The organism is Streptomyces sp. NPDC030165, from assembly GCF_055573595.1.
In genome coordinates, this window is the sequence record NZ_JBVIBD010000003.1 from 129190 (window position 1) to 147440 (window position 18251).

Annotated in this window: 15 protein-coding genes and 1 pseudogene; 10 read left to right on the forward strand and 6 right to left on the reverse strand. The window is 73.4% G+C overall.

The features are described 5' to 3' along the window. Positions 1–337: 337 nt before the first annotated feature. From ACZ4Z1_RS07005 to ACZ4Z1_RS07025, 5 genes are all read left to right on the forward strand, one after another. Complete coding sequence (locus tag ACZ4Z1_RS07005) at positions 338–925, forward strand: hypothetical protein (protein ID WP_468485541.1); 588 nt, start codon at positions 338–340, stop codon at positions 923–925. Then, a complete protein-coding gene (locus tag ACZ4Z1_RS07010) occupies positions 918–2222 on the forward strand; it encodes an MAB_1171c family putative transporter (protein WP_468485542.1) in 1305 nt (434 codons plus the stop codon). Before ACZ4Z1_RS07005 ends, ACZ4Z1_RS07010 begins: the two co-directional genes overlap by 8 nt. 102 nt (positions 2223–2324) lie before the next feature. After that, positions 2325–3560, forward strand: coding sequence for a cytochrome P450 family protein (locus ACZ4Z1_RS07015; RefSeq protein WP_468485543.1), 1236 nt, complete (start codon positions 2325–2327; stop codon positions 3558–3560). A gap of 329 nt (positions 3561–3889) precedes the next feature. Next, positions 3890–5128, forward strand: coding sequence for a D-alanyl-D-alanine carboxypeptidase family protein (locus ACZ4Z1_RS07020; RefSeq protein WP_468485544.1), 1239 nt, complete (start codon positions 3890–3892; stop codon positions 5126–5128). Between the two features lie 356 nt (positions 5129–5484). Further along, entirely contained in the window at positions 5485–6093 is a 609-nt protein-coding gene (locus tag ACZ4Z1_RS07025) for a DUF309 domain-containing protein (RefSeq protein ID WP_468485545.1), read from the forward strand. A gap of 24 nt (positions 6094–6117) precedes the next feature. Here ACZ4Z1_RS07025 and ACZ4Z1_RS07030 read toward each other — a convergent pair whose 3' ends face one another. The 6 genes and pseudogenes from ACZ4Z1_RS07030 to ACZ4Z1_RS07055 all read right to left on the reverse strand — a co-directional run. Then, complete coding sequence (locus tag ACZ4Z1_RS07030) at positions 6118–7230, reverse strand: TolB-like translocation protein (RefSeq protein ID WP_468485546.1); 1113 nt, start codon at positions 7228–7230, stop codon at positions 6118–6120. Then, positions 7221–8480 (reverse strand): MFS transporter, encoded by a 1260-nt coding sequence (locus ACZ4Z1_RS07035; protein ID WP_468485547.1) that lies wholly within the window; start codon positions 8478–8480, stop codon positions 7221–7223. The genes ACZ4Z1_RS07030 and ACZ4Z1_RS07035 overlap by 10 nt, the downstream gene beginning before the upstream one ends. Positions 8481–8500: 20 nt before the next feature. Next, entirely contained in the window at positions 8501–9484 is a 984-nt protein-coding gene (locus tag ACZ4Z1_RS07040; protein WP_468485548.1) for a metallophosphoesterase family protein, read from the reverse strand. Between the two features lie 123 nt (positions 9485–9607). Continuing rightward, on the reverse strand, positions 9608–9940 hold the full coding sequence (locus ACZ4Z1_RS07045; protein ID WP_468485872.1) for a DUF427 domain-containing protein: 333 nt from the start codon (positions 9938–9940) through the stop codon (positions 9608–9610). 118 nt (positions 9941–10058) lie between these two features. Then, positions 10059–10193 carry a hypothetical protein gene (locus ACZ4Z1_RS07050; protein ID WP_468485894.1) on the reverse strand — a complete coding sequence of 45 codons (135 nt, stop codon included), beginning with the start codon at positions 10191–10193 and terminating at the stop codon, positions 10059–10061. 50 nt (positions 10194–10243) lie between these two features. Further along, positions 10244–10519 (reverse strand): annotated as a pseudogene (locus tag ACZ4Z1_RS07055) (thioesterase family protein); the annotation flags it as partial. Positions 10520–10722: 203 nt separating this feature from the next. On the opposite strand from ACZ4Z1_RS07055, the gene ACZ4Z1_RS07060 reads away from it, so the two are divergent. From ACZ4Z1_RS07060 to ACZ4Z1_RS07080, 5 genes are all read left to right on the forward strand, one after another. Next, positions 10723–11025, forward strand: coding sequence for a hypothetical protein (locus ACZ4Z1_RS07060; RefSeq protein ID WP_468485549.1), 303 nt, complete (start codon positions 10723–10725; stop codon positions 11023–11025). Between the two features lie 942 nt (positions 11026–11967). After that, positions 11968–14031: a SpoIIE family protein phosphatase gene (locus tag ACZ4Z1_RS07065; RefSeq protein ID WP_468485550.1), complete on the forward strand. Its 2064-nt coding sequence runs from the start codon at positions 11968–11970 to the stop codon at positions 14029–14031. A 161-nt stretch (positions 14032–14192) separates the two neighbouring features. Then, positions 14193–15605 carry a glutamine synthetase family protein gene (locus ACZ4Z1_RS07070; RefSeq protein WP_468485551.1) on the forward strand — a complete coding sequence of 471 codons (1413 nt, stop codon included), beginning with the start codon at positions 14193–14195 and terminating at the stop codon, positions 15603–15605. Continuing rightward, a complete protein-coding gene (locus tag ACZ4Z1_RS07075) occupies positions 15605–16795 on the forward strand; it encodes an amidohydrolase family protein (RefSeq protein WP_468485552.1) in 1191 nt (396 codons plus the stop codon). Before ACZ4Z1_RS07070 ends, ACZ4Z1_RS07075 begins: the two co-directional genes overlap by 1 nt. Before the next feature lie 144 nt (positions 16796–16939). Then, positions 16940–18217 carry an MFS transporter gene (locus ACZ4Z1_RS07080; RefSeq protein ID WP_468485553.1) on the forward strand — a complete coding sequence of 426 codons (1278 nt, stop codon included), beginning with the start codon at positions 16940–16942 and terminating at the stop codon, positions 18215–18217. Positions 18218–18251 lie beyond the last annotated feature (34 nt).

Below are 18251 nucleotides of genomic sequence, written 5' to 3' on the forward strand. Positions count from 1 at the left end.
GCCTTCGCGGCGTTTCGGCGCGGCGCCGACTGACGGCTGCCGACACCCGGCCGCGGCCCGCCACCGGCCGGCCGCGGGCACAAGCCCAACCGGCCGACGTCCGGCGGCGGTTCCTCGGCTGGGATGGCGGGAATCCTCAGTGGTGGGCCGCGGTTTCCCCGTTTTTCACTGTCCGTAAGTGCACTGGTGCGCGATATCGCCCGCGTGACAGGATGCGGGCTGCGGTTTCGGCGGTGACAACTGCGTGCGGGGCGCGGGCGGCCGGGATCCGGGGGAGCTCGGGGGGCGGATGCTGATGGGGGGCGCGCGGACCGGGAACGGGGCGCGGAGCGTGCGCGTGAGGCGGTGGGGGCGGTTGCGCGCGGGCGCGCGGGCCCGGCGCGCACGATATCGGTGTGAGCGGCTGGTCAGGGAACTGGACCTGCCCGTCCCGGCGGACCTGGCGGACGTGTGCCGCGCCGTCGCGGCGCGCCTGGGGTGTCCCGTACGGGTCGTGCCGATGCCGCTGGGCGGTACGGCCTCCGGCCTGACGGCCGGTACCGCCGACGGGTACTGGATCTTCTGCGAACTCCGCACCACTCCCTGGCACCAGACCCACATCGTGCTGCACGAACTCGGCCGTCTGCTGCTGGACCACGGGACGGCCGGTGCGCCCGGGAGCGACACGCCTGGGCGGTACGGGGCCGCCTCGCGGGAGGCGGAGGTGCTGGGCGCGCTGCTCATGGAGCGGGTGGTGCCGTCGGCGGTCGACAGCGGACCGGAGCTGACAGGACGGGCCGCTGATCTCGCAGCCGCCCTGGCGCCCGCACTGCGGCACCGGCGTGCCGAACGGGGCGGCACGGGCCGCGCGCAGGACGCCGGCAGGAAGGACGGCGCCGTGCGCGGCGCCGGCACAGCTGACACGGACGGGGGATCGGGTGTTTGACGTGCTGTACCTGTGTTTCGGCGGGGTGGCGTGGGCCGTCGTCGCCTTCAAGACGCGGGCCTGGCTCCGCGACCGCGGCAACACGGATCTGGGGCTGACGTGTGTGATGAGCGCGGGTGTGGCGACGGTGTTCGTCTTCTCCGCCCCCAGCGTCTATGTGTCGTTCGACCGGCTGACCGGCGTGCCGAACCTGTCGATGGTCTTCCTGTACTCCTCGGTCGTGGTCTTCGCGGCCGGCGCGTTCGTCCTGCTGCTGCGCTGGAACAGCGGTACGGGAGCCGAAGGCCGGGCGCGGGCCCGGTCGCGGTCCCGTACGGCCGTGGCCGCCGTGGCCGTCGCCTGGGCGGTCGCGGTCACCTGCTTCGTCGTCGGGCGGCCGGACGGTGTGGAGCACCCGCGCGACTTCAGTACGGCGTACGCCGGCTCACCGGGAGTGATGACGTTCCTGGTGCTGTATCTGGCCATTTTCGGCACGAGCCTCGCGGGCCTGGGCACCCTCTGCCCGCGCTACGCCCACCAGGTCGGTCCGTCCTGGCTCGCCCGCGGTCTGCGGGTGCTCGCCGCGGGCTGCTGGCTCGGCCTGGTGTACTGCGCCTGCAAGCTGGCCGGCTTCGTGCTGTCCTGGGCCGGGCGTGAGGCGCCGTGGCTCTCCAACGGGGTGGCGCCGCTGAGCGCGTCGGTCGCCGCGGTCCTGGTGCTGGCCGGGCTCACGCTGCCGGCCGCGGGCACCCGGGCGTGCGCCTGGCGCCGCCTGCGCCGCCTGCACCCGCTGTGGAAGGACGTCGCGGCGCTGGCCCCCGAGGTGGCCGAGCGGCGGCCGGCCCGGGCCGGCCGGTGGCAGCTCACCGGCCTCCAGTGGCGCGCCGACCGGCAGATGGCGGAGATCCGGGACGTGCAGCGCGGCATCCGGCGGTACGTGGAGTCGGACACCATCGACATCGCGCGGGAGCGCGGGCGCGCGGTCGTGGCGGACGAACGGCAGCTGGCGGCCGTCGCGGAGGCCGCCGCGCTGCGCCGCGGGCTGGAGAACCGGGCCATCGGGCTCGTACCCGTCCTCGGTGCCGACAGTGTGGTGGTGATGGCCGATGAGCGGCCGGCAGAGCGTGCGCCACGGTGGGCGGAGGGCGGCCGTGAGTACGTGCCGGACGGCCGGGCCTGCGGCTCCCGCCCCAGCCGTGTCGCCGAACTGACGGCGGAGTTCGAGCACTTGGCGCGGGTCGCGGACGTCTACCACTCGCCGCTGACCGACACGGTGCTCACCGAACTGCGGCAGCGCAGCGCCGCGCAGCGGCACTGAGCGGAACGGCACAACGGCCGCCGCCCGCCCCGCCGTCCGGCAGCCACCGCCCGCGTCGCCTGTCACCAACGTCCCGGGACAACACACCTAGAGTCGTGCACCATGCAGAACACCGCCGAGACCGGCCCCGACGACCTCATCGACGTGACGCACCTCCTGGACGACCCGTACGCCGGTTACGCCGCGCTGCGGGACGCCGGGCCCGTACACCGCGTCGCCGGCCCCGACGGACAGCCCGCGTGGCTGGTGACACGGTACGAGGACGTGCGCCGCGGCCTGTCCGATCCACGGCTCTCGCTCGACAGACGCCATGCGCGAAACGGTTACCGCGGCTTCTCGCTGCCGCCCGCGCTGGACGCCAATCTGCTCAACATGGACCCGCCGGACCACACGCGGGTGCGCCGGCTGGTGGCCAAGGCGTTCACGCCCGGCCGGGTCGAGAAGCTGCGGGAGCCCGTACGGCGGCTGGCGGACAGCTTGCTGGACGCGGTGGAGGACGCGGGCCGGGCCGATCTGATGGCGAGTTACGCCGGTCCGCTGCCCATCGTCGTCATCTGCGATCTGCTGGGCGTACCGGAGCGGGACCGCCCGGACTTCCGGAGCTGGACGGACGCGCTGATGACACCCGACCCGGCCCGGCCGGAGCAGGCGAAGGAGGCCGTCGGGGCGATGATGCGCTATTACACGGGCCTGATCGCGGCCAAGCGGACCGCGCCCGGGGACGACCTGCTGTCCGACCTGATCATGGCCAGGGACGGCGGTACGGACGGCGGCGCGGGCCCGGACGCCGACGGGGACCGGCTCACCGAGGACGAGCTGACCTCGCTGGCCTTCCTCCTGCTCTTCGCCGGTTACGAGAACACCGTCCACCTCATCGGCAATTCCGTACTCGCCCTGCTGGACCACCCCGAACGCCTCACGGCGTTGCGTGCGGATCCAGCCGAACTGGCGACGGCCGTGGAGGAGTTCGCGCGCTATGACGGACCGGTCGCGCTGGCCATCCGCCGGTTCCCCGTCGAGGACGTGGAAATCGGTGGCGTACGGGTGCCGGCGGGCGAGACCGTGCTGCTCTGCCTTGCCTCCGCCAACCGCGACCCGCACCGCTTCCCCGGTGCCGACGTACTGGATCCGGGCCGGGACGCAAGGGGGCACCTCATGTTCGGGCACGGCATCCACCACTGTCTCGGCGCGGCCCTGGGCCGGATGGAGACGGAGACCGCGCTGGCCGCTCTCATCAGCCGTTTTCCCGGGGTGCGGCTGGACGTTCCGCGGGCCGCGCTGCGCCACCGCAGGACGCTGCGCGCACGTGGCTTGATCTCGCTCCCCGTCGCCTGGTAATCGCGGGACGAACAAGTTTTTGAGGCATAACCGTTCCTTCATGCGGTAGAAAGGTCGTGAGGCCCGCCCGGTGTGCATCCCCCGTCGCACCGGGCGGGTCCTCGTGCGTACGGGGCGGATGTGCCCGGAGCGCCGTGCCGCGGGCCCCGGCCGGGCCGCTCCCCGCGCTGTGGCCGTCCGTGAGCCTTTGGCCTCCGATGTGCCCGCTGACCTCGCGTTCCGAGCCGGTCCCGTGCGCGCCCCGTACCCGTCCCGTACGTGTTCCGGCGCTTCGGCCGTCTGGCGTAGGTCCCTCTGCGGGTGAAGTGCGTGCTTCCTAGCGTGAAGACATGGCACTTGAGACGCTTTTGTCCCGGAAAGCCGGTGTGCTGGCCGTCATCGCCGCCACCGGGCTGACGCTCACCTCCATACCGGCGGCCGCCCACACCGAGGAGGTGGCCGTGGGCCGGCCGGCCGTGGAACCGGGAGCGGGGGCGGCCGAGGGGCAGCGGGCGGATCAGCTGGGGGACCGTACGGGGCTCGCGGTGGTGGGGGCCGGGGCGCCCGCGCTGCCGGACGGCGTGTCGGCCCGCGCCTGGACGGTGACGGACGTCCGTACAGGCGACGTGCTGGCGGCCAGGAACGCGCACCAGCGGCTCGCGCCGGCCAGCACCCTCAAGACCCTGTTCGCGGTCACCGTCCTCCCGAAATTCCGCGCGGGGGCCGTGCACAAGGTCACCCCGGAGGAGCTGGCGGGCATCGGCCCGGGCAGCAGCCTCGTCGGCATCAAGGAGGGCCGCAGCTACCAGGTCGCCGACCTGTGGCGCGGTGTCTTCCTGCGCTCCGGCAACGACGCCGTGCGGGTACTCGCCTCGATGAACGGCGGCTGGTCGGCCACGGCCCGGGAGATGCAGGCCAGGGCGCGGCAGCTGGGCGCCAAGGACACCGCGGTGAAGTCCCCGGACGGATACGACAGCCCGGGGCAGGTCTCCTCGGCGTACGACCTGAGCGTCTTCGGCCGCGCGGGGCTCGCCAACGCCGACTTCGCCCGGTACTGCGCCACGACGACGGCCCGGTTCCCCAGCAAGGGCGGCCCCTCCTTCGAGATCCAGAACACCAACCGGATGCTGTCCGGCGCCAACGGGATGCCGCGCTACCCCGGCATCGTCGGGATCAAGAACGGCTACACCAGCAACGCGGGCAACACCCTGATAGCCGCGGCCGAACGGGGCGGCCGGACGCTGCTGGTGACCGTCATGAACCCGCGGTCCGGCGCGTCCAACGCCGTGTACCACGAGGCGGGTTCGCTGCTGGACTGGGGCTTCCGCGCCGCGGGCAAGGCCCGCCCGGTGGGCTCCCTGCAGGCCGCCGGAGCCGCCTCCTCGGCCGACGGAGCGCGGAGCGACGCCGAGCGCCGCTCCGCCTCCGTGCGGCCGGTCGCCGCGCAGGTCTCCCGGGAGCCCGGACGGTGGTCGCAGACCACGGGGTGGGCGGTCGCCGGAGGCTTCGCCGTGGCCCTCGCGGTGGGGGCGGTCTTCGGCTGGCGGATGTACGTACGCGGACGGCGCACGCCCGGAGGCGACGCCTGACCGGTGGGCCGTTCCCGATCGCGTGCGGGCGTACGGTGCCGTCGCGATCCGGCCCATGACGCGGCCGGGCCCGCACCCCGTACCGGTGCTGCCGCCCCGGCCGTACACCGTGACGTCGCGCGCTGCACAATCGAACCGTGAACGTGACACGACGCGACGAGGGCGGCGACCCGGCCTGCTGGCTGGACCAGGTGTGCCAGGAGTGCGGCCGGATCACGGACCGCCCGGCCGAGCCAGGCTGCGAACACTGCGGTGCGGGGACCAGGGAGGGAGCGGGGTCCGGGACCGGAGCCGGGAACGAAACCGGTGCCGGGGCCGCTTCCGCGGCGGCCCCGCCGGAACCGGAAGGACGGACCATGGCTGCCCGCGACGCGGATGAGGGCTTGGGCCAAGGCCCGGGCAAAGACCCGGACGGAGGCCTGGGCGGAGGCCCGGACGAACGCCCGGACGAAGCCCCGATCGAAGGCGCCTCATCCCCCTCCCGCGACCGTGACCCCGAAGGCCGCGCCCGCAACGCCCGCCCGCGGGACGGCCTCGGGCGCCCGCTGCCGTACGGCGCGCCGGGTGTGGACCGCCAGCCCGAAGGCGTCGAACGCAGCCCCCGCGAAGCTCTCGCCGAGGCCCAGGATCTCCTGGACCGCGGCCTGCCCTTTCACGCGCACGAGGTGCTGGAGGACGCCTGGAAGATGTCGCCCGAGCCGGAGCGGCAGCTGTGGCGCGGCCTGGCGCAGCTCGCCGTCGGGCTGACGCACGCCGCGCGGGGCAACGCCAAGGGCGGCGCGGCGCTGCTGCTCCGGGGCGCCGGTGCCATCGGCCCGTACGCGGACACCGTCCCGTACGACATCGACGTCGACGGGCTGACCGCCTGGGCGCAGGACCTGGCGGACCGGCTGGACGGGCCGGTGGCGGCGGCCGGGAACGCACCGCGGCTGTGCACCGCCGAGGGCCCCCGGGCGGCGGAGTAGCGGACCGGCGCTGACCGGCCCCGGTCAGCGCACCAGCGCCGGTGACGAGGCCCCCGCCACCCGCAGTGCCGGGGTGCCCGTGCCGTTCGCCGGGACGGTCCAGATGTCGCTGCCCTTGCCGCCGCTGCCCGGCAGCGCGTAGCCGAGCGTGCGGTCGTCCAGCCAGGCCGCCTGGTCGTCCACGCTGCGCTGCTCCGCGAGCGGGTGTTCGCGCAGGGTGCGCAGGTCGAGCACGTACAGCCGCCAGGGGTCGCGGGCCCCTTCCCGTACCCGCTTCTTGAAGGCGAGGCGGGTGTTGTCGGGCGAGAGGGACGGGCACTCCACGTTCTCGCGCAGGGTGCGGGCCGTCCAGCGGCGCAGGTCGCCCTCGACGAGGTAGGTCCGGCCCTTCGTGGCGACCGTGGCGTAGAAGCGGTTGTCGTCGCGGGCGAAGGTGACGCCCCAGTAGTTGACGTCGGGGGAGTGGTAGCGGCGGCCGTCGAGGGTGAGCGGGATCTCCTCCATGTTCTTGATCAGGTAGCCGGTGCGGGTGTCGAGGATCGACGTACGGGTGGAGAAGGACGTGGTGGCGTAGGAGTCGCCGGTGGCGAACATAGTCCAGGACAGCATCCGGCCCGAGGCGGAGACCCGCGCCCGGTTGGGGATGCCGGTCAGGGCGATCCGGCGCTTCTCGCGCAGCCGCCCGTCCAGTACGACGGCGTACGCGGCCGGGGGGATGCCGGGGCGGCGCTGGAGGCACAGGGCGGTGCCGCCGGCCGCGTGGAAGCGTTCGCAGGCGGGGCCGCCGGTGGTGCGGTGGTCCGGGGCCGGGGACGCCTGCGAGCTCATCGCGGTGGCGTCGGGAGCGGAAGGGGCGGCGGCCAGGCGCGCGACCCGTCCCGCCCCGTCCCCGTCCCGCGTACTGCGGAAGTACAACTGCCCGCGGTCCAGGCCGAACGCCGAGGGCGTGTCGGCGGAATCGACGCGTCGGGCCGCCGACACCGTGTAGACCACGGCGACCGTGGTGAGGACGGCCGTGGCGACCGCGATCGCGAGGATGCGAGCGCGCATCGAGAACCCGGCCGTGCTCTTACGGGCTCCTGCTCCGCCCGCCACGTCCTCCGCCTCCGGTGGACCTGCCGTTTCCGTCACGACCATGAGGACCGCCTTTCCGTACGGGGGAGCAGTGCGACGGCGCCCGCGAGGGCGGCCGCGAGGACGACGACGGCGCCGACCAGCGCTGCCCGGCTGCCCCACAGCGTCCAGGCGGCGCCGAAACCGGCGGCGGCGAGCAGTCGGCACAGTGCCTGGCCCGTTTGCAGCAGGGCCATGCCGCTCGCCTGCCGCGCCGCCGGGAGGGCCGGGCCTGCCAGGGCCATGAGCACGCCGTCGGTTGCCGCGTAGAACACACCGACCAGCACCAGCACACCGGCCAGCAGCACGGTGCCATCACTGATGGTGAGCAGCAGCAGATAGGAGGCGAGGAGCGCCGCGTGGCCGAGGAGGAAGGGCACCCGGCGCCCGATGCGGTCGCCGAGCCGCCCGGCGGGCACCGCGAGCAGCAGGTAGACCGCGGCGGTGCCGAGCGGCAGCAGCGGGAACCAGCGCACCGCGAAGTCCAGTTGCCGCTGGAGCAGCAGGTAGACGAACGAGTCGCCGATGGTGGCCGCGCCCAGCAGGGCGGCGGCCAGCATGATGCGCCGGAACGCGGCGTCGCGCAGCGGCTCGGTGATCCTGTGGCGCAGCGGGACCCGCGGCCCGGCCGGTGCGGCATCCACCGGGCCCAGGGCGGCTCGCCCGGGGACGAACGCGACCAGCAGCAGCACGCCCAGCAGCCCGACGCAGAAACTGACCACGAACACCGCGTCGTAAGCGTCCGCGGTCGCCCACAGCAGGGCGAACGCCGCCAGTGGCCCGAGCAGCGCGCCCGTGGTGTCCATCGCGCGGTGCACGCCGAACGCCCGGCCCAGTGCGTCGGGCGGACTGCTGAGCGAGATCAGCGCGTCGCGCGGGGCGGTCCGTACGCCCTTGCCGACGCGGTCGGCGGCGATGGCCGCGCTGATCCCGGCCGTGCCGCCGCCCGCGAGCAGCAGGCCCAGCCGGGACAGCGCGGACAGCGCGTAGCCGGTGCCGGCCACCAGCTTGTGCCGCCCGCCGCGGTCGGCGGCGTGCCCGCCCACCAGCCGTACGAGCGCGGTGACGCCGTTGTAGAGCCCGTCCAGGAACCCGAACTGGAGTGGCGACAGGCCTAGTTGGAGGACGAAGTAGAGCGGCAGCACCGCGGTGACCATCTCCGAGGAGATGTCGGTGACCAGGCTGACCGTGCCGAGCGCGAGGACCGGTCCGGCGACGCGGCCGCGCGTCAGCCGGGTGGTGGCGGCGGCCGCGCCGGTGGTGGCGAGATACATGACGGGTGGCCCTGGTCCGGTCAGTGGCACCGGTAGGACGGGCTGCTGTCCTTCGTCTTCCCGTCCGTGCCGACCAGGTCCCAGGAGAACCCGTCGTCGGTGAAGTTCAGCTTGACCACGCCGAAGGTCTTGGTCAGCCGCTTCTCGCTGTTCCGCTGGACCTCCTCGATCTTGTACGGGCTGGCGCCGCCCATCCCGGCGAGGAGTTCGACCAGGCCCTTCGGGTCGGCCTTGCCGTCCGGGTCCTGCGGCGCGAAGCGCTCGTAGTGGTGGTCGTGCCCGTTGAGCACCAGCTCGGCCCCGGCGTCGTACAGCAGCTTCCACACCGGCCTGCTGACCGGGTCGTTGCCGTGCTCGCCGGAGGAGAACAGCGGGTGGTGCCAGTAAGCGGCCACGCACTTCTTGGAGTTGGCGGCGAGGTCGTTCTTGAGCCACTTGGTCTGCGCGGAGTCCAGGCTGTTGGAGTCCAGTGCGATGAAGTGCCAGTTGCCCTGGTCGAAGCTGTAGTAGCTCTTGCCCTGCGGGTAGGCGACGGAGCCGAAGTAGGACTTGTAGCCGGCGAGCTTGCCGGCCGGGTCGTACGTCTCGTGGTTGCCGGCCACCGGGTGCGTCTTCGCCTTGAACGCGCCCCAGGAGGTGTCGTAGTACTTCTGGAAGTCCTTCAGGCGGGCGTCGTCGTACTGGTTGTCGCCCATGGTGAGCACGAAGGCCGGGTCTATCTTCTTGACCTGGGCCGCGGTCTTCGGGTGCGCGCAGCTGCTGCTGCTCGCGGTGCACCGCTCGGCGATGTCACCGGCGGCGACCGCGGTGAACCCGCCGGCGGCCCGCGCCGCGCTCCGCTCCGGCGCGGCGTCCGCCTGCCCGGCCGGCGACCACAGCAGCGCACCGCCGGTGAGCGCGAGGACCGCGCCCGCGGCGGTGGGTATGCCGGTGCGGGGGTTGGTGAGGAAGGGCTTGGCGCGGCGGGTGGTGCGGGACTTCGCGGTGCGGGGGGTGGGCCTCATGTCCGTCTCCTCGGTCGGCGGGGGTGCCGTTCGGAGGAATCTTGACGACGGTGCATGTACGCGTCAATGAGTGGGACGGAGAATAGTTAGGAAACTTTCCTACTCACCGCTGTGCGGTGCCGTTCACACCAACTCCACCTCGGAGAAGCACAGATGGTCCTTGATCTGCGCGACCGTCGACTTCGGCGCAGGGTAGGCCCACGCGATGTCCTCCGGACCACCGGAAAGTGACCAGTAGGAGGCGTCCCCTTTGAACGGGCAGTGTGTACGGGTCCCCGACGGGACCAGCAGATCCGTCCGCACGTCCTCTGGCGGCAGGTAGTAGCGCACCGGATAACCGGTCTCGTGCAGCAGCAGCGGGCGGCGGCTGTCGGCGACGACCTGACCGTCATGGACGACCCGGACGTGCTCGGTGCCCTGCTCGACGGTGATGCGGTGGCCTGGTACGGACGGCATGACGGTTCCTCTCCGGACGGGATACGGCACCCCTAGAGTCGCACCGCGCGGCGGGCGGACGGCCGAACCGAAGGCGGCGCGCCCCCGACGGGCCGGGGACACGCCGTGCAACGCCGCCCTACACCTCCCGGATTCCCCGCCCCGCCCACTCCGGCGCCGGCCCCGCCAGCCGCTCGTACGCCTCCCCGGGCAGCGGCGCCGCGCGCCCCTCGCCCTGGTGGACGTGCGGGGCGAAGATCTCCTCGGTCGCCACCGGGCCGCCGGACGCGTCCCCACGAACATCTCGTGCACGAACCGCGCCTTCTTCGCACTCACGCCCAGGACCGTCGTCCGTACGAGCAGTTCGGCGCCCCGCGGCACCTCCGCGAGACAGCGCGCATGCGCCTCGACCGTGCGGAGCGAGTGGCCGGTGCGGCTACGGTAGGCCGCGCCGAGGCCGGTCGCGTCCATGAGGGCGTCCGTGGCGAAGCCGAAGACCGGGACGTAGTACGCCTCGCAGAGGCGGCCGTCGTCATCGATCCAGTCGTCCTGGACCGTCCGCCGGAGCGGCAGCCGCCGGAGCGGCGGGCACGCCGCCACCGGGTAGGGCCTACGCTATGGCCCGCGGCCATCGCATCATCTTCAGGAGTCCACACAACCTCTGATGATCACGCGGTGGCCGCTTCCGTTCCCGGCCGGGTCGGCCGCGGTGTCGGCCTCCTCGCTTCGCTCGCCGGCCCGCTGCCCCGCCGACGCCAAGCTGGGTGGACCCAGTACGGCCTCTGACCTGCAAAGATGAGCACATGGCCAGCGAATCCCTGCAGATCCCGCTCGATCAGCTCCGGCATGCCTTCGAGCTGGCGCTGCGGCACGTTGAAGCTTCAGCCGGCAGCACGGTGACACTCGAACACGACTACTTCTGGTCTGTTCCGGGTGGTGAACTGTACGACGTCCCCAACGAGCCGAGAACGATCACGATCGGGCAGCTCTCGGAGTCATGGCAGCACCTTGAGGGCCTGCTCGCCGACGAGGACCGGGCGGTGGGCCACTACCTGGGCTGGCTTGCCGACGTCATCCGGGCGATCGGTCATGGCACTGCCAGCTAGCCACTACGCCAACCCAACGTGACGGCAAATCACAAAGTCGCACTGGAGTACTAAGAGATGTCCCGTAACTGATGGCCGGTCAGGGCGCAGTGGCTGAGTGCGGGAGGACTCGTCGTGGTGGCCTTTCGGTGCGCAGCCGCCGCTCGCCGCCTCCCCCGGGTGGGATTACGGATACCCGGGGCGCTGGTCGCCTTCTGTTCCTGGGTGGGGTCGGGGTTCCTCGTCTCGGTGCTGCCTTTCGGTCTGTTCGGTGCGCTCCTGAATGTGGGCGGTGACTCGTAGGGCGGCGGTGACCCGCCCATGCCGGTCCGGGAGGGCGTACTGGTCGAGTTCGGCTTCGTGGGGATGGGGCTGGGGCCGGCTCTCGCCGCCTCGGCGTCTCTGCGATGCCGCTGGCCGGACGCGTCGGTGGCGGGTCGCGTACGGTCCCGCCGTGGGCGGCTGCCGTCGGTGCCGTAGTCGGACTGGTCTGGCTCTACTGGGCGGCCGGAGGCACTCTGGGAATTGCCAATCCGGCCCAGCGGAACACCGACGGGTACGTGCTGGCCGCTGTATGCGGACACTGGTCCGCACGCCTGTCCGCGTCGCCAAGGTCCCCGCCCTGCGCGGGGTTGTCACTCGGCTGGAGAGCTGACTGCCTCGGACGGGCAGCCGCCTCCGGAAGCCCCCTGTCGAGGGTGGAATGATCTTGCGGTGACTGATGTGGTCACGGTCCGGCCCAGGGTCGTAACAGCGTGTTGAGGTCACCGCAACGACCTCATCAGGGTGGGTGAGGGTGTGCTAGCTGCTGTCAGGGTGGAATGGGGCGGAATAGGGCGGGAGGGGCTCGGGGTATCCCCGCATGTTGCGTACTGGCTGATGCGTAAGTCAGGTGTGCTCGCGCCGCCGGTCCCGGCCTCGTGGACCGGCCACGTACCGGACAAATGTGGCAAAGTTGCGAGCATGGCTGACCGGGGCGCGAAGCGGCCGACCGTGTCGGTGCCGGACGACTGGCCCGCTCATCCGGACCTGACGCTGGCCCTCAACGGCATGGGCGGCTTCGACTGGGACCTCGACAGCGGCCGTATGCACATGGACGGTTCCGCTCTGGAGGTCTTCGACCTGCCGCCGGAGGAGTACGACTCCGATCCGGCCACCCTGGGCTGCCGTCTGCCGCCGGACGAGGCGGCCCGCCTGGACGCCGTCGTCTCCCAGGCGCTGAAGGACGGCAGCGACTCCTACGGTGCCTACTTCCGCGTCCGGCTGCGCGACGGCACGGTGCGCTGGACCCACACCCAGGCCAGCATCCGCCGCGACGCGGCCGGCACACCGCACCGCATCATCGGCGTCGTCCGGGACGCCGGCCAGGAGTACGCACAGGCGGCTGAGCGGGCGCAGGCGCACGCGCGCAAGCTGCGCAACACCGGCCTCGTCGAGCGGACCACGGCGGCGCTGGCGCACGCCAGGACCGTCCACGACGTCATCGGCGTACTCGGCGACGACCAGGCCCTGACCCGGCTGGGCGCGCAGAACGTCATCGTCGGCCTGGTCGAGGCGGGCCGCATCCGGGTGATCCACGAGGGGCAGAAGGGCAGCTTCGTACCGCAGCATGAGGTCCTGCGGGTCGAGGAGGAGTTCCCGATGAGCGAGGCGGTGCGCACCCTCCAGCCGTGCTTCATCCGCTCCCGCGCCGAGTTCGCCGAGCGCTACCCGGCACTCTGGCCGCACCTCGAACGGATGGACTTCGGCTCCGCCGCGTACCTGCCGCTCATCGCGCAGGCCCGGCCGATCGGCGTGGTGGGCCTGTTCTACCGCTCGGAGAACCCGTTCGGCGTACAGGAGCGCAACCTGCTGCTGGCGCTCGGCTCCAGCGTCGCGCAGAGCCTGGCCCGCGCCATGCTCTACGACCAGGAGCACGACCTCGCCGAGGGACTCCAGCAGGCCATGCTGCCGCGCCGCATCCCCGGCATCCCCGGCGCCCAGATCGCCGTCCGCTACCGCGCCGCCCGGATGGGCCGGGACATCGGCGGCGACTGGTACGACGTGATCCCGCTGCCCGAGGGGCGGGTCGCCGCGGTCATCGGCGACGTCCAGGGGCACGACACCCACGCCGCGACCGTCATGGGCCAGCTGCGGATCGTGCTGCGCGCCTACGCCACCGAGGGCCACCCGCCCGCCACCGTCATGACCCGCGCCTCCGCCTTCCTGGGCGAACTCGACACCGACCGGTTCGCCACCTGCACGTACGCCGAGGCCGACCTGACCACCGGGACGGTGCGGCTGGTGCGCGCGGGGCACGTCGATCCGCTGCTGCGGCACGCCGAGGGCCTGTGCCGCCGGCTGGAGGTGGCCGGCGGCCTCCCGCTGGGCATAGCGACCGGCTTCCGCGACCTGGACTATCCCGTCACCACCGTCCACCTGGGCACCGGGGAGACGCTGGTGCTGTACACCGACGGGCTGGTGGAACAGCCGGGCATCGACATCGAGGACGGCGTACGGCACCTGGCCAGGGTGGTGCGCGACGGCCCGCAGGACGTCCAGCAACTGGCCGACCGGCTCTGCGACCTGGCGGCCGAGCAGACGGGCGAGGACGACATGGCGATGCTGATCCTGCGCCGTGGCGGCGAGCCCGCCCCGCCGGCCGCCGGACGGCTCCAGCAGCACGTCGCGCCCGACGACGCGCAGGGGCTGTCGGCCGCCCGCCACATGATCCGCGCCGCGGTACGGGCCTGGGGTGCCCGGGAGCGCGCCGAGGAGGTCGAACTGGCCGCCGACGAGCTGATCACCAACGCGCTGCTGCACACCGAAGGCGCGGCGGTGGTGACCGTACGGATGCCGCACGGCAGCGACCGGCGGCTGCGGCTGGAGGTGGCCGACCGCTCCAGCGCGCTGCCGCGCCGCCGCGATCCGGGCGAGTCCGAGATGTCGGGCCGCGGACTGCTGCTGGTGGACCGGCTGTCGGATGTCTGGGGTGTGGAGCCGCGCGGCAACGGAAAGTGCGTATGGTGCGAGTTCGACTGTCCGTGACGGCCGGTCCGGCCCCAAGGGCGGAGCGGCCGTGCTCTGCCGCCCGGCGGGGCATGCGGCGCAACCGCCCCTGAACCGGGGCGGCGTGGCGCGGACAGCGGGCAGGGGCACAGTTCGATCGGCCGCCGGATGAGCGGCATGGCGGAATGGGGACACGCGCTATGGAACCGGGGCCTGCGCAGCAGTGGGGCGACGCCCGCCGGACGGCGGCACGACTGGACGCGGAGCACGTCCGCGCCATCGCCCTGACCTGGGTCGACAACGCGGGCATCGCCCGTACCAAGACCGTGCCGACGGCCCGGCTGGCGCCCGCCGTGCAGCGCGGCGTCGGCATGTCACCGGTCTTCGACGTCTTCACCTCCGACGACGCGATCACCGCGTCCGCGCACCTCGGCGGGCCCGACGGCGACCTGCGGCTCTTCCCCGACCTGGACCGGGTCACGGTGCTCGCCGCGCAGCCCGGCTGGGCCTGGGCACCGGTCGACCGCTACGACCAGCTCGGCGCGCCGCACCCCGCCTGCCAGCGGCAGTTCGCCCGCCGCATGGTGGACCGCGCCGCCGACGCGGGGCTGGTCCTCCAGATGGGCTTCGAGACGGAGTGGGTCGTCACCCGCGCGCCGGAGGCCGGCAGCGGCGGGCGCGCCGACGGCTCCACGGGCACCGGCGAGGCCTTGGAGTACCCCTGCGCGGGTCCCGCCTACAGCATGACCAGGGTGGTCGAACTCTCCGACTACCTCCGCGACGTGGCCGAGGCGCTGGCCCTCCAGGGCATCGATGTCCTCCAGCTCCACCCCGAGTACGCGCCGGGCCAGTTCGAGGTGTCCACCGCGTCGGCCGATCCGCTGCGCGCCGCCGACGACCTGGTCCTGGTCCGGGAGACCGTACGGGCCGTCTCGCTGCGGCACGGCCTGCGGGCCAGCTTCGCGCCCTCGGTCGTGGCGGGGCAGGTCGGCAACGGCTGCCATCTCCACCTCAGCCTGCACCGCGGCGAACGCAGCCTGCACCGGGTCCCGGACGCCGACTGGGGCCTGGACCCCGACGCCGTACGGTTCCTCGGCGGCGTCCTGGAGGCGATGCCCGCCCTGCTCGCCGTCGGCTGCCCGTCGCCCGCGAGTTACCTGCGGCTGGGCCCGTCCGTGTGGGCCGGGGCCTACCAGTGCTGGGGCGTGGAGAACCGGGAGGCCGCGCTGCGCCTGGTCACCGGCGATCCCGGCGACCCGGACGGCGGGCACGCCGAGATCAAGCCGTTCGACGCCGCCGCCAACCCGTACCTGGCGGTCGGCGCGGTGATCGCCGCCGGGCTGCACGGTCTGTCCACGGGCGCAGCGCTGCCCCCGCCGGTCAGCGGCGACCCGGGCGTCCTGGGCGTCCGCGAGCGCGCCCGGCGCGGCATCGTCCGCCTGCCCTCCTCGCTGACCGAGTCCACCGACCGGCTGGCGGAGTCGACGGTGCTGCGCGAGGCGATGGGCGAGGTGCTGCACGGCGCCGTGATCGCCGTACGCCGCGCCGAGGCGGCGCACTTCGCCGACAGCGAGCCCGACGAGATCGCCGCGGCGACCCGTTGGAGGTACTGATGACCACGCGGCCCGTCAGCGGCGACCCGGACCCGGTTCTGGACCTGGACCTGCCGCCGCTGATCGACCAGCACTGCCACGGCGTGCTGCGCGGCGATCTGTCGGCCGCCGAGTTCGAGTCGTACCTGACCGAGTCGGACCGGCCCGCCGCCGCGGGCACCACCTTCTTCGACACCCAGACGGGCTTCGCCGTCCGCCGCTGGTGTCCGCCGCTGCTCGGCCTCGCGGCGCACTGCCCGCCCGTCGAATACCTCGCCCGGCGGCGCGAACTGGGCGCGGCCGAGACCCGGCGCCTGCTGCTGGGCGGTACCGGTATCGGTACGTACCTGGTGGACACCGGGCTGCCCGGCGATCTCACCGGGGCGCACGAGACGGCCGAGGCGGGCGGCGGCACCGGGCATGAGATCGTCCGGCTGGAGACATTGGCGGAACGGGTCGCGGCAGGCGTGCGGGCGGCAGGGGAGGGGGCCGCGGGCGCGGGAGCCGGGGCGGCCGTCGAGGTGTTCACGGCCGGGCTCGCCGACGCCGTACGGGACGCGGCCCGCACGGCCGTGGGCTTCAAGTCCGTCGCGGCCTACCGCCACGGACTGGCCCTCGCTCCCGAGCCGCCCGCCCCCGCCGACGTCCTGACCGCCGCACGTGACTGGCTCGCCACCGGCGCCCACCGCCTCACCGACCCGGTCCTGCTGCGCCACCTGCTGTGGCTCGCCGCCGGAACCGGCCGCCCCCTGCAACTGCACACCGGCTTCGGCGACCCCGACCTGCGCCTGCACCACGCGGACCCGGCGCTGCTCACCGACTTCGCCCACGCCACCGCGGGCACCGGCACCGACCTGATCCTGCTGCACTGCTACCCGTACCACCGTCAGGCCGCCTATCTGGCGCACGCCTTCCCGCACGTCTACGCCGACGTCGGCCTGGCCCTCGGGCACACCGGGCCGCGCGCGGCGGCCGTACTGGCCGGATTCCTGGAACTGGCCCCCTTCGGCAAACTCCTCTTCTCCACCGACGCGTACGGCCTGCCGGAGCTGTACACCGTCGGCAGCGCCGCTTTCCGTACGGCGCTGGCGGAGGTGCTGGCCGGCTGGGTGCGTACGGGCGCCTGGTCGGCGGCGGACGCCGGCCGGGTCGCGGCGCTGGTCGCCGCGGGTAACGCCCGGCGGGTGTACGGCCTTTCCGGAAGCCGGTAACGCCTGCCGGAGCACGGCCTTTCCGGAAGCCGGCAACGCCCGCCGGCGCACGGGGCCTTCGGGAGGCCGGCAGCCCCGCAGGACGGCGTCCTGATCAGGCCACCCAGGTAAGTGGCATCCCCACCGATCGTGCTTTACTGCCCCGTGCCTCCTGCCATATCCGACCCCAAGCCCCGTCCGCCGCTGCACACCCGCGTCTTCGCCGACATCACCCCGCTGCGCACCTCGGCGCACTACCGGCGCCTGTGGTTCGGCAACACCGTCTCCTGGGTCGGCCAGCAGATGACCGCCCTCGCGGTCTCCCTCCAGGTGTACGCCCTGACCGGCTCCACCTTCGCCGTCGGCGCGGTCGGCCTGTGCTCCCTGGTCCCGCTGGTCGTCTTCGGGCTGTACGGCGGCGTCATCGCCGACACCGTGGACCGCCGTAAACTCGGCCTGTTCAGCGCGGTGGGCGCCACCGTGCTCTCCGTCGCGCTGGCCGCCGCCGCGCTCGCGGGCGTACGGCAGGTGTGGGTGCTCTACACGGTCGTCGCCCTCCAGGCGGTCTGCTTCGCGATGAACGCGCCGGCCCGCTCGTCGATGATCCCGCGCCTGCTGCCGCCCGAGCAGCTGCCCGCCGCCAACGCCCTCAGCTCGCTGACCTCCAACCTCGGCATGATGGGCGGCCCGATGCTCGGCGGCGTCTTCGTCGGCCTGTGGGGCTACCAGGCCGCGTACCTGATCGATGTCGGCTGCTTCACGGCCGCGCTGTACGCCATGTGGCGGCTGCCCGCCATGCGCCCCGACCACGGCGACGACGAGGCGCCGCGCCGGCCCTCCGTCCTGGAGGGGCTGCGCTTCCTGGCCACCCGGCCCAACCTGCGCATGACCTTCTTCGCCGACCTGGCGGCCATGGTGCTGGCCCAGCCCCGCGCGCTGTTCCCCGCCGTCGCCGTGCTCTGGTTCGGCGGCGACGCGAAGACGGTGGGGCTCCTCGTCGCCGCGCCCGCGGTCGGCGCGGTACTCGGCGCGCTGTTCTCCGGATGGCTCGGCGCGGTCCGCCGGCACGGCCTGGCGATCCTCGTCTCGGTCGCCGCCTGGGGCGCGGCCGTCGCCTGCTTCGGTCTGACCCGCCACCTGTGGCTCGGCCTGTTCTTCCTCGCCGTCGCCGGCTGCGCCGACACCGTCTCGATGGTCTTCCGCGGCACCATGCTGCAGGCCGCCGCGCCGGACCGGATGCGCGGCCGCCTCCAGGGCGTGTTCATCGTCGTGGTGGCGGGCGGCCCCCGGCTCGGCGACTTCCTGGCCGGCTCGGCGGCCGACCTGGCCTCACCGGCCGTGGCGGTCGTCGGCGGGGGGCTCGCCTGCGTGGTGACGGTGCTGCTCCTGGCCCTGTGGCGGCGCGGCTTCGCCCGCTACGACGCCCGGGACCCGCAGCCCTGACGGCTTCGCGGTCCACAGGCCTGACGGGGGCCGA

Excerpts from the sequence above, each read along its gene's own strand:
- ACZ4Z1_RS07015 (WP_468485543.1), top strand. The coding sequence starts at position 2,325 with ATGCAGAACACCGCCGAGACCGGCCCCGACGACCTCATCGACGTGACG.
- ACZ4Z1_RS07020 (WP_468485544.1), top strand. The coding sequence starts at position 3,890 with ATGGCACTTGAGACGCTTTTGTCCCGGAAAGCCGGTGTGCTGGCCGTC.
- ACZ4Z1_RS07025 (WP_468485545.1), top strand. The coding sequence starts at position 5,485 with ATGGCTGCCCGCGACGCGGATGAGGGCTTGGGCCAAGGCCCGGGCAAA.
- ACZ4Z1_RS07030 (WP_468485546.1), bottom strand. The coding sequence starts at position 7,230 with ATGGTCGTGACGGAAACGGCAGGTCCACCGGAGGCGGAGGACGTGGCG.
- ACZ4Z1_RS07035 (WP_468485547.1), bottom strand. The coding sequence starts at position 8,480 with ATGTATCTCGCCACCACCGGCGCGGCCGCCGCCACCACCCGGCTGACG.
- ACZ4Z1_RS07040 (WP_468485548.1), bottom strand. The coding sequence starts at position 9,484 with ATGAGGCCCACCCCCCGCACCGCGAAGTCCCGCACCACCCGCCGCGCC.
- ACZ4Z1_RS07045 (WP_468485872.1), bottom strand. The coding sequence starts at position 9,940 with ATGCCGTCCGTACCAGGCCACCGCATCACCGTCGAGCAGGGCACCGAG.
- ACZ4Z1_RS07060 (WP_468485549.1), top strand. The coding sequence starts at position 10,723 with ATGGCCAGCGAATCCCTGCAGATCCCGCTCGATCAGCTCCGGCATGCC.
- ACZ4Z1_RS07065 (WP_468485550.1), top strand. The coding sequence starts at position 11,968 with ATGGCTGACCGGGGCGCGAAGCGGCCGACCGTGTCGGTGCCGGACGAC.
- ACZ4Z1_RS07070 (WP_468485551.1), top strand. The coding sequence starts at position 14,193 with ATGGAACCGGGGCCTGCGCAGCAGTGGGGCGACGCCCGCCGGACGGCG.
- ACZ4Z1_RS07075 (WP_468485552.1), top strand. The coding sequence starts at position 15,605 with ATGACCACGCGGCCCGTCAGCGGCGACCCGGACCCGGTTCTGGACCTG.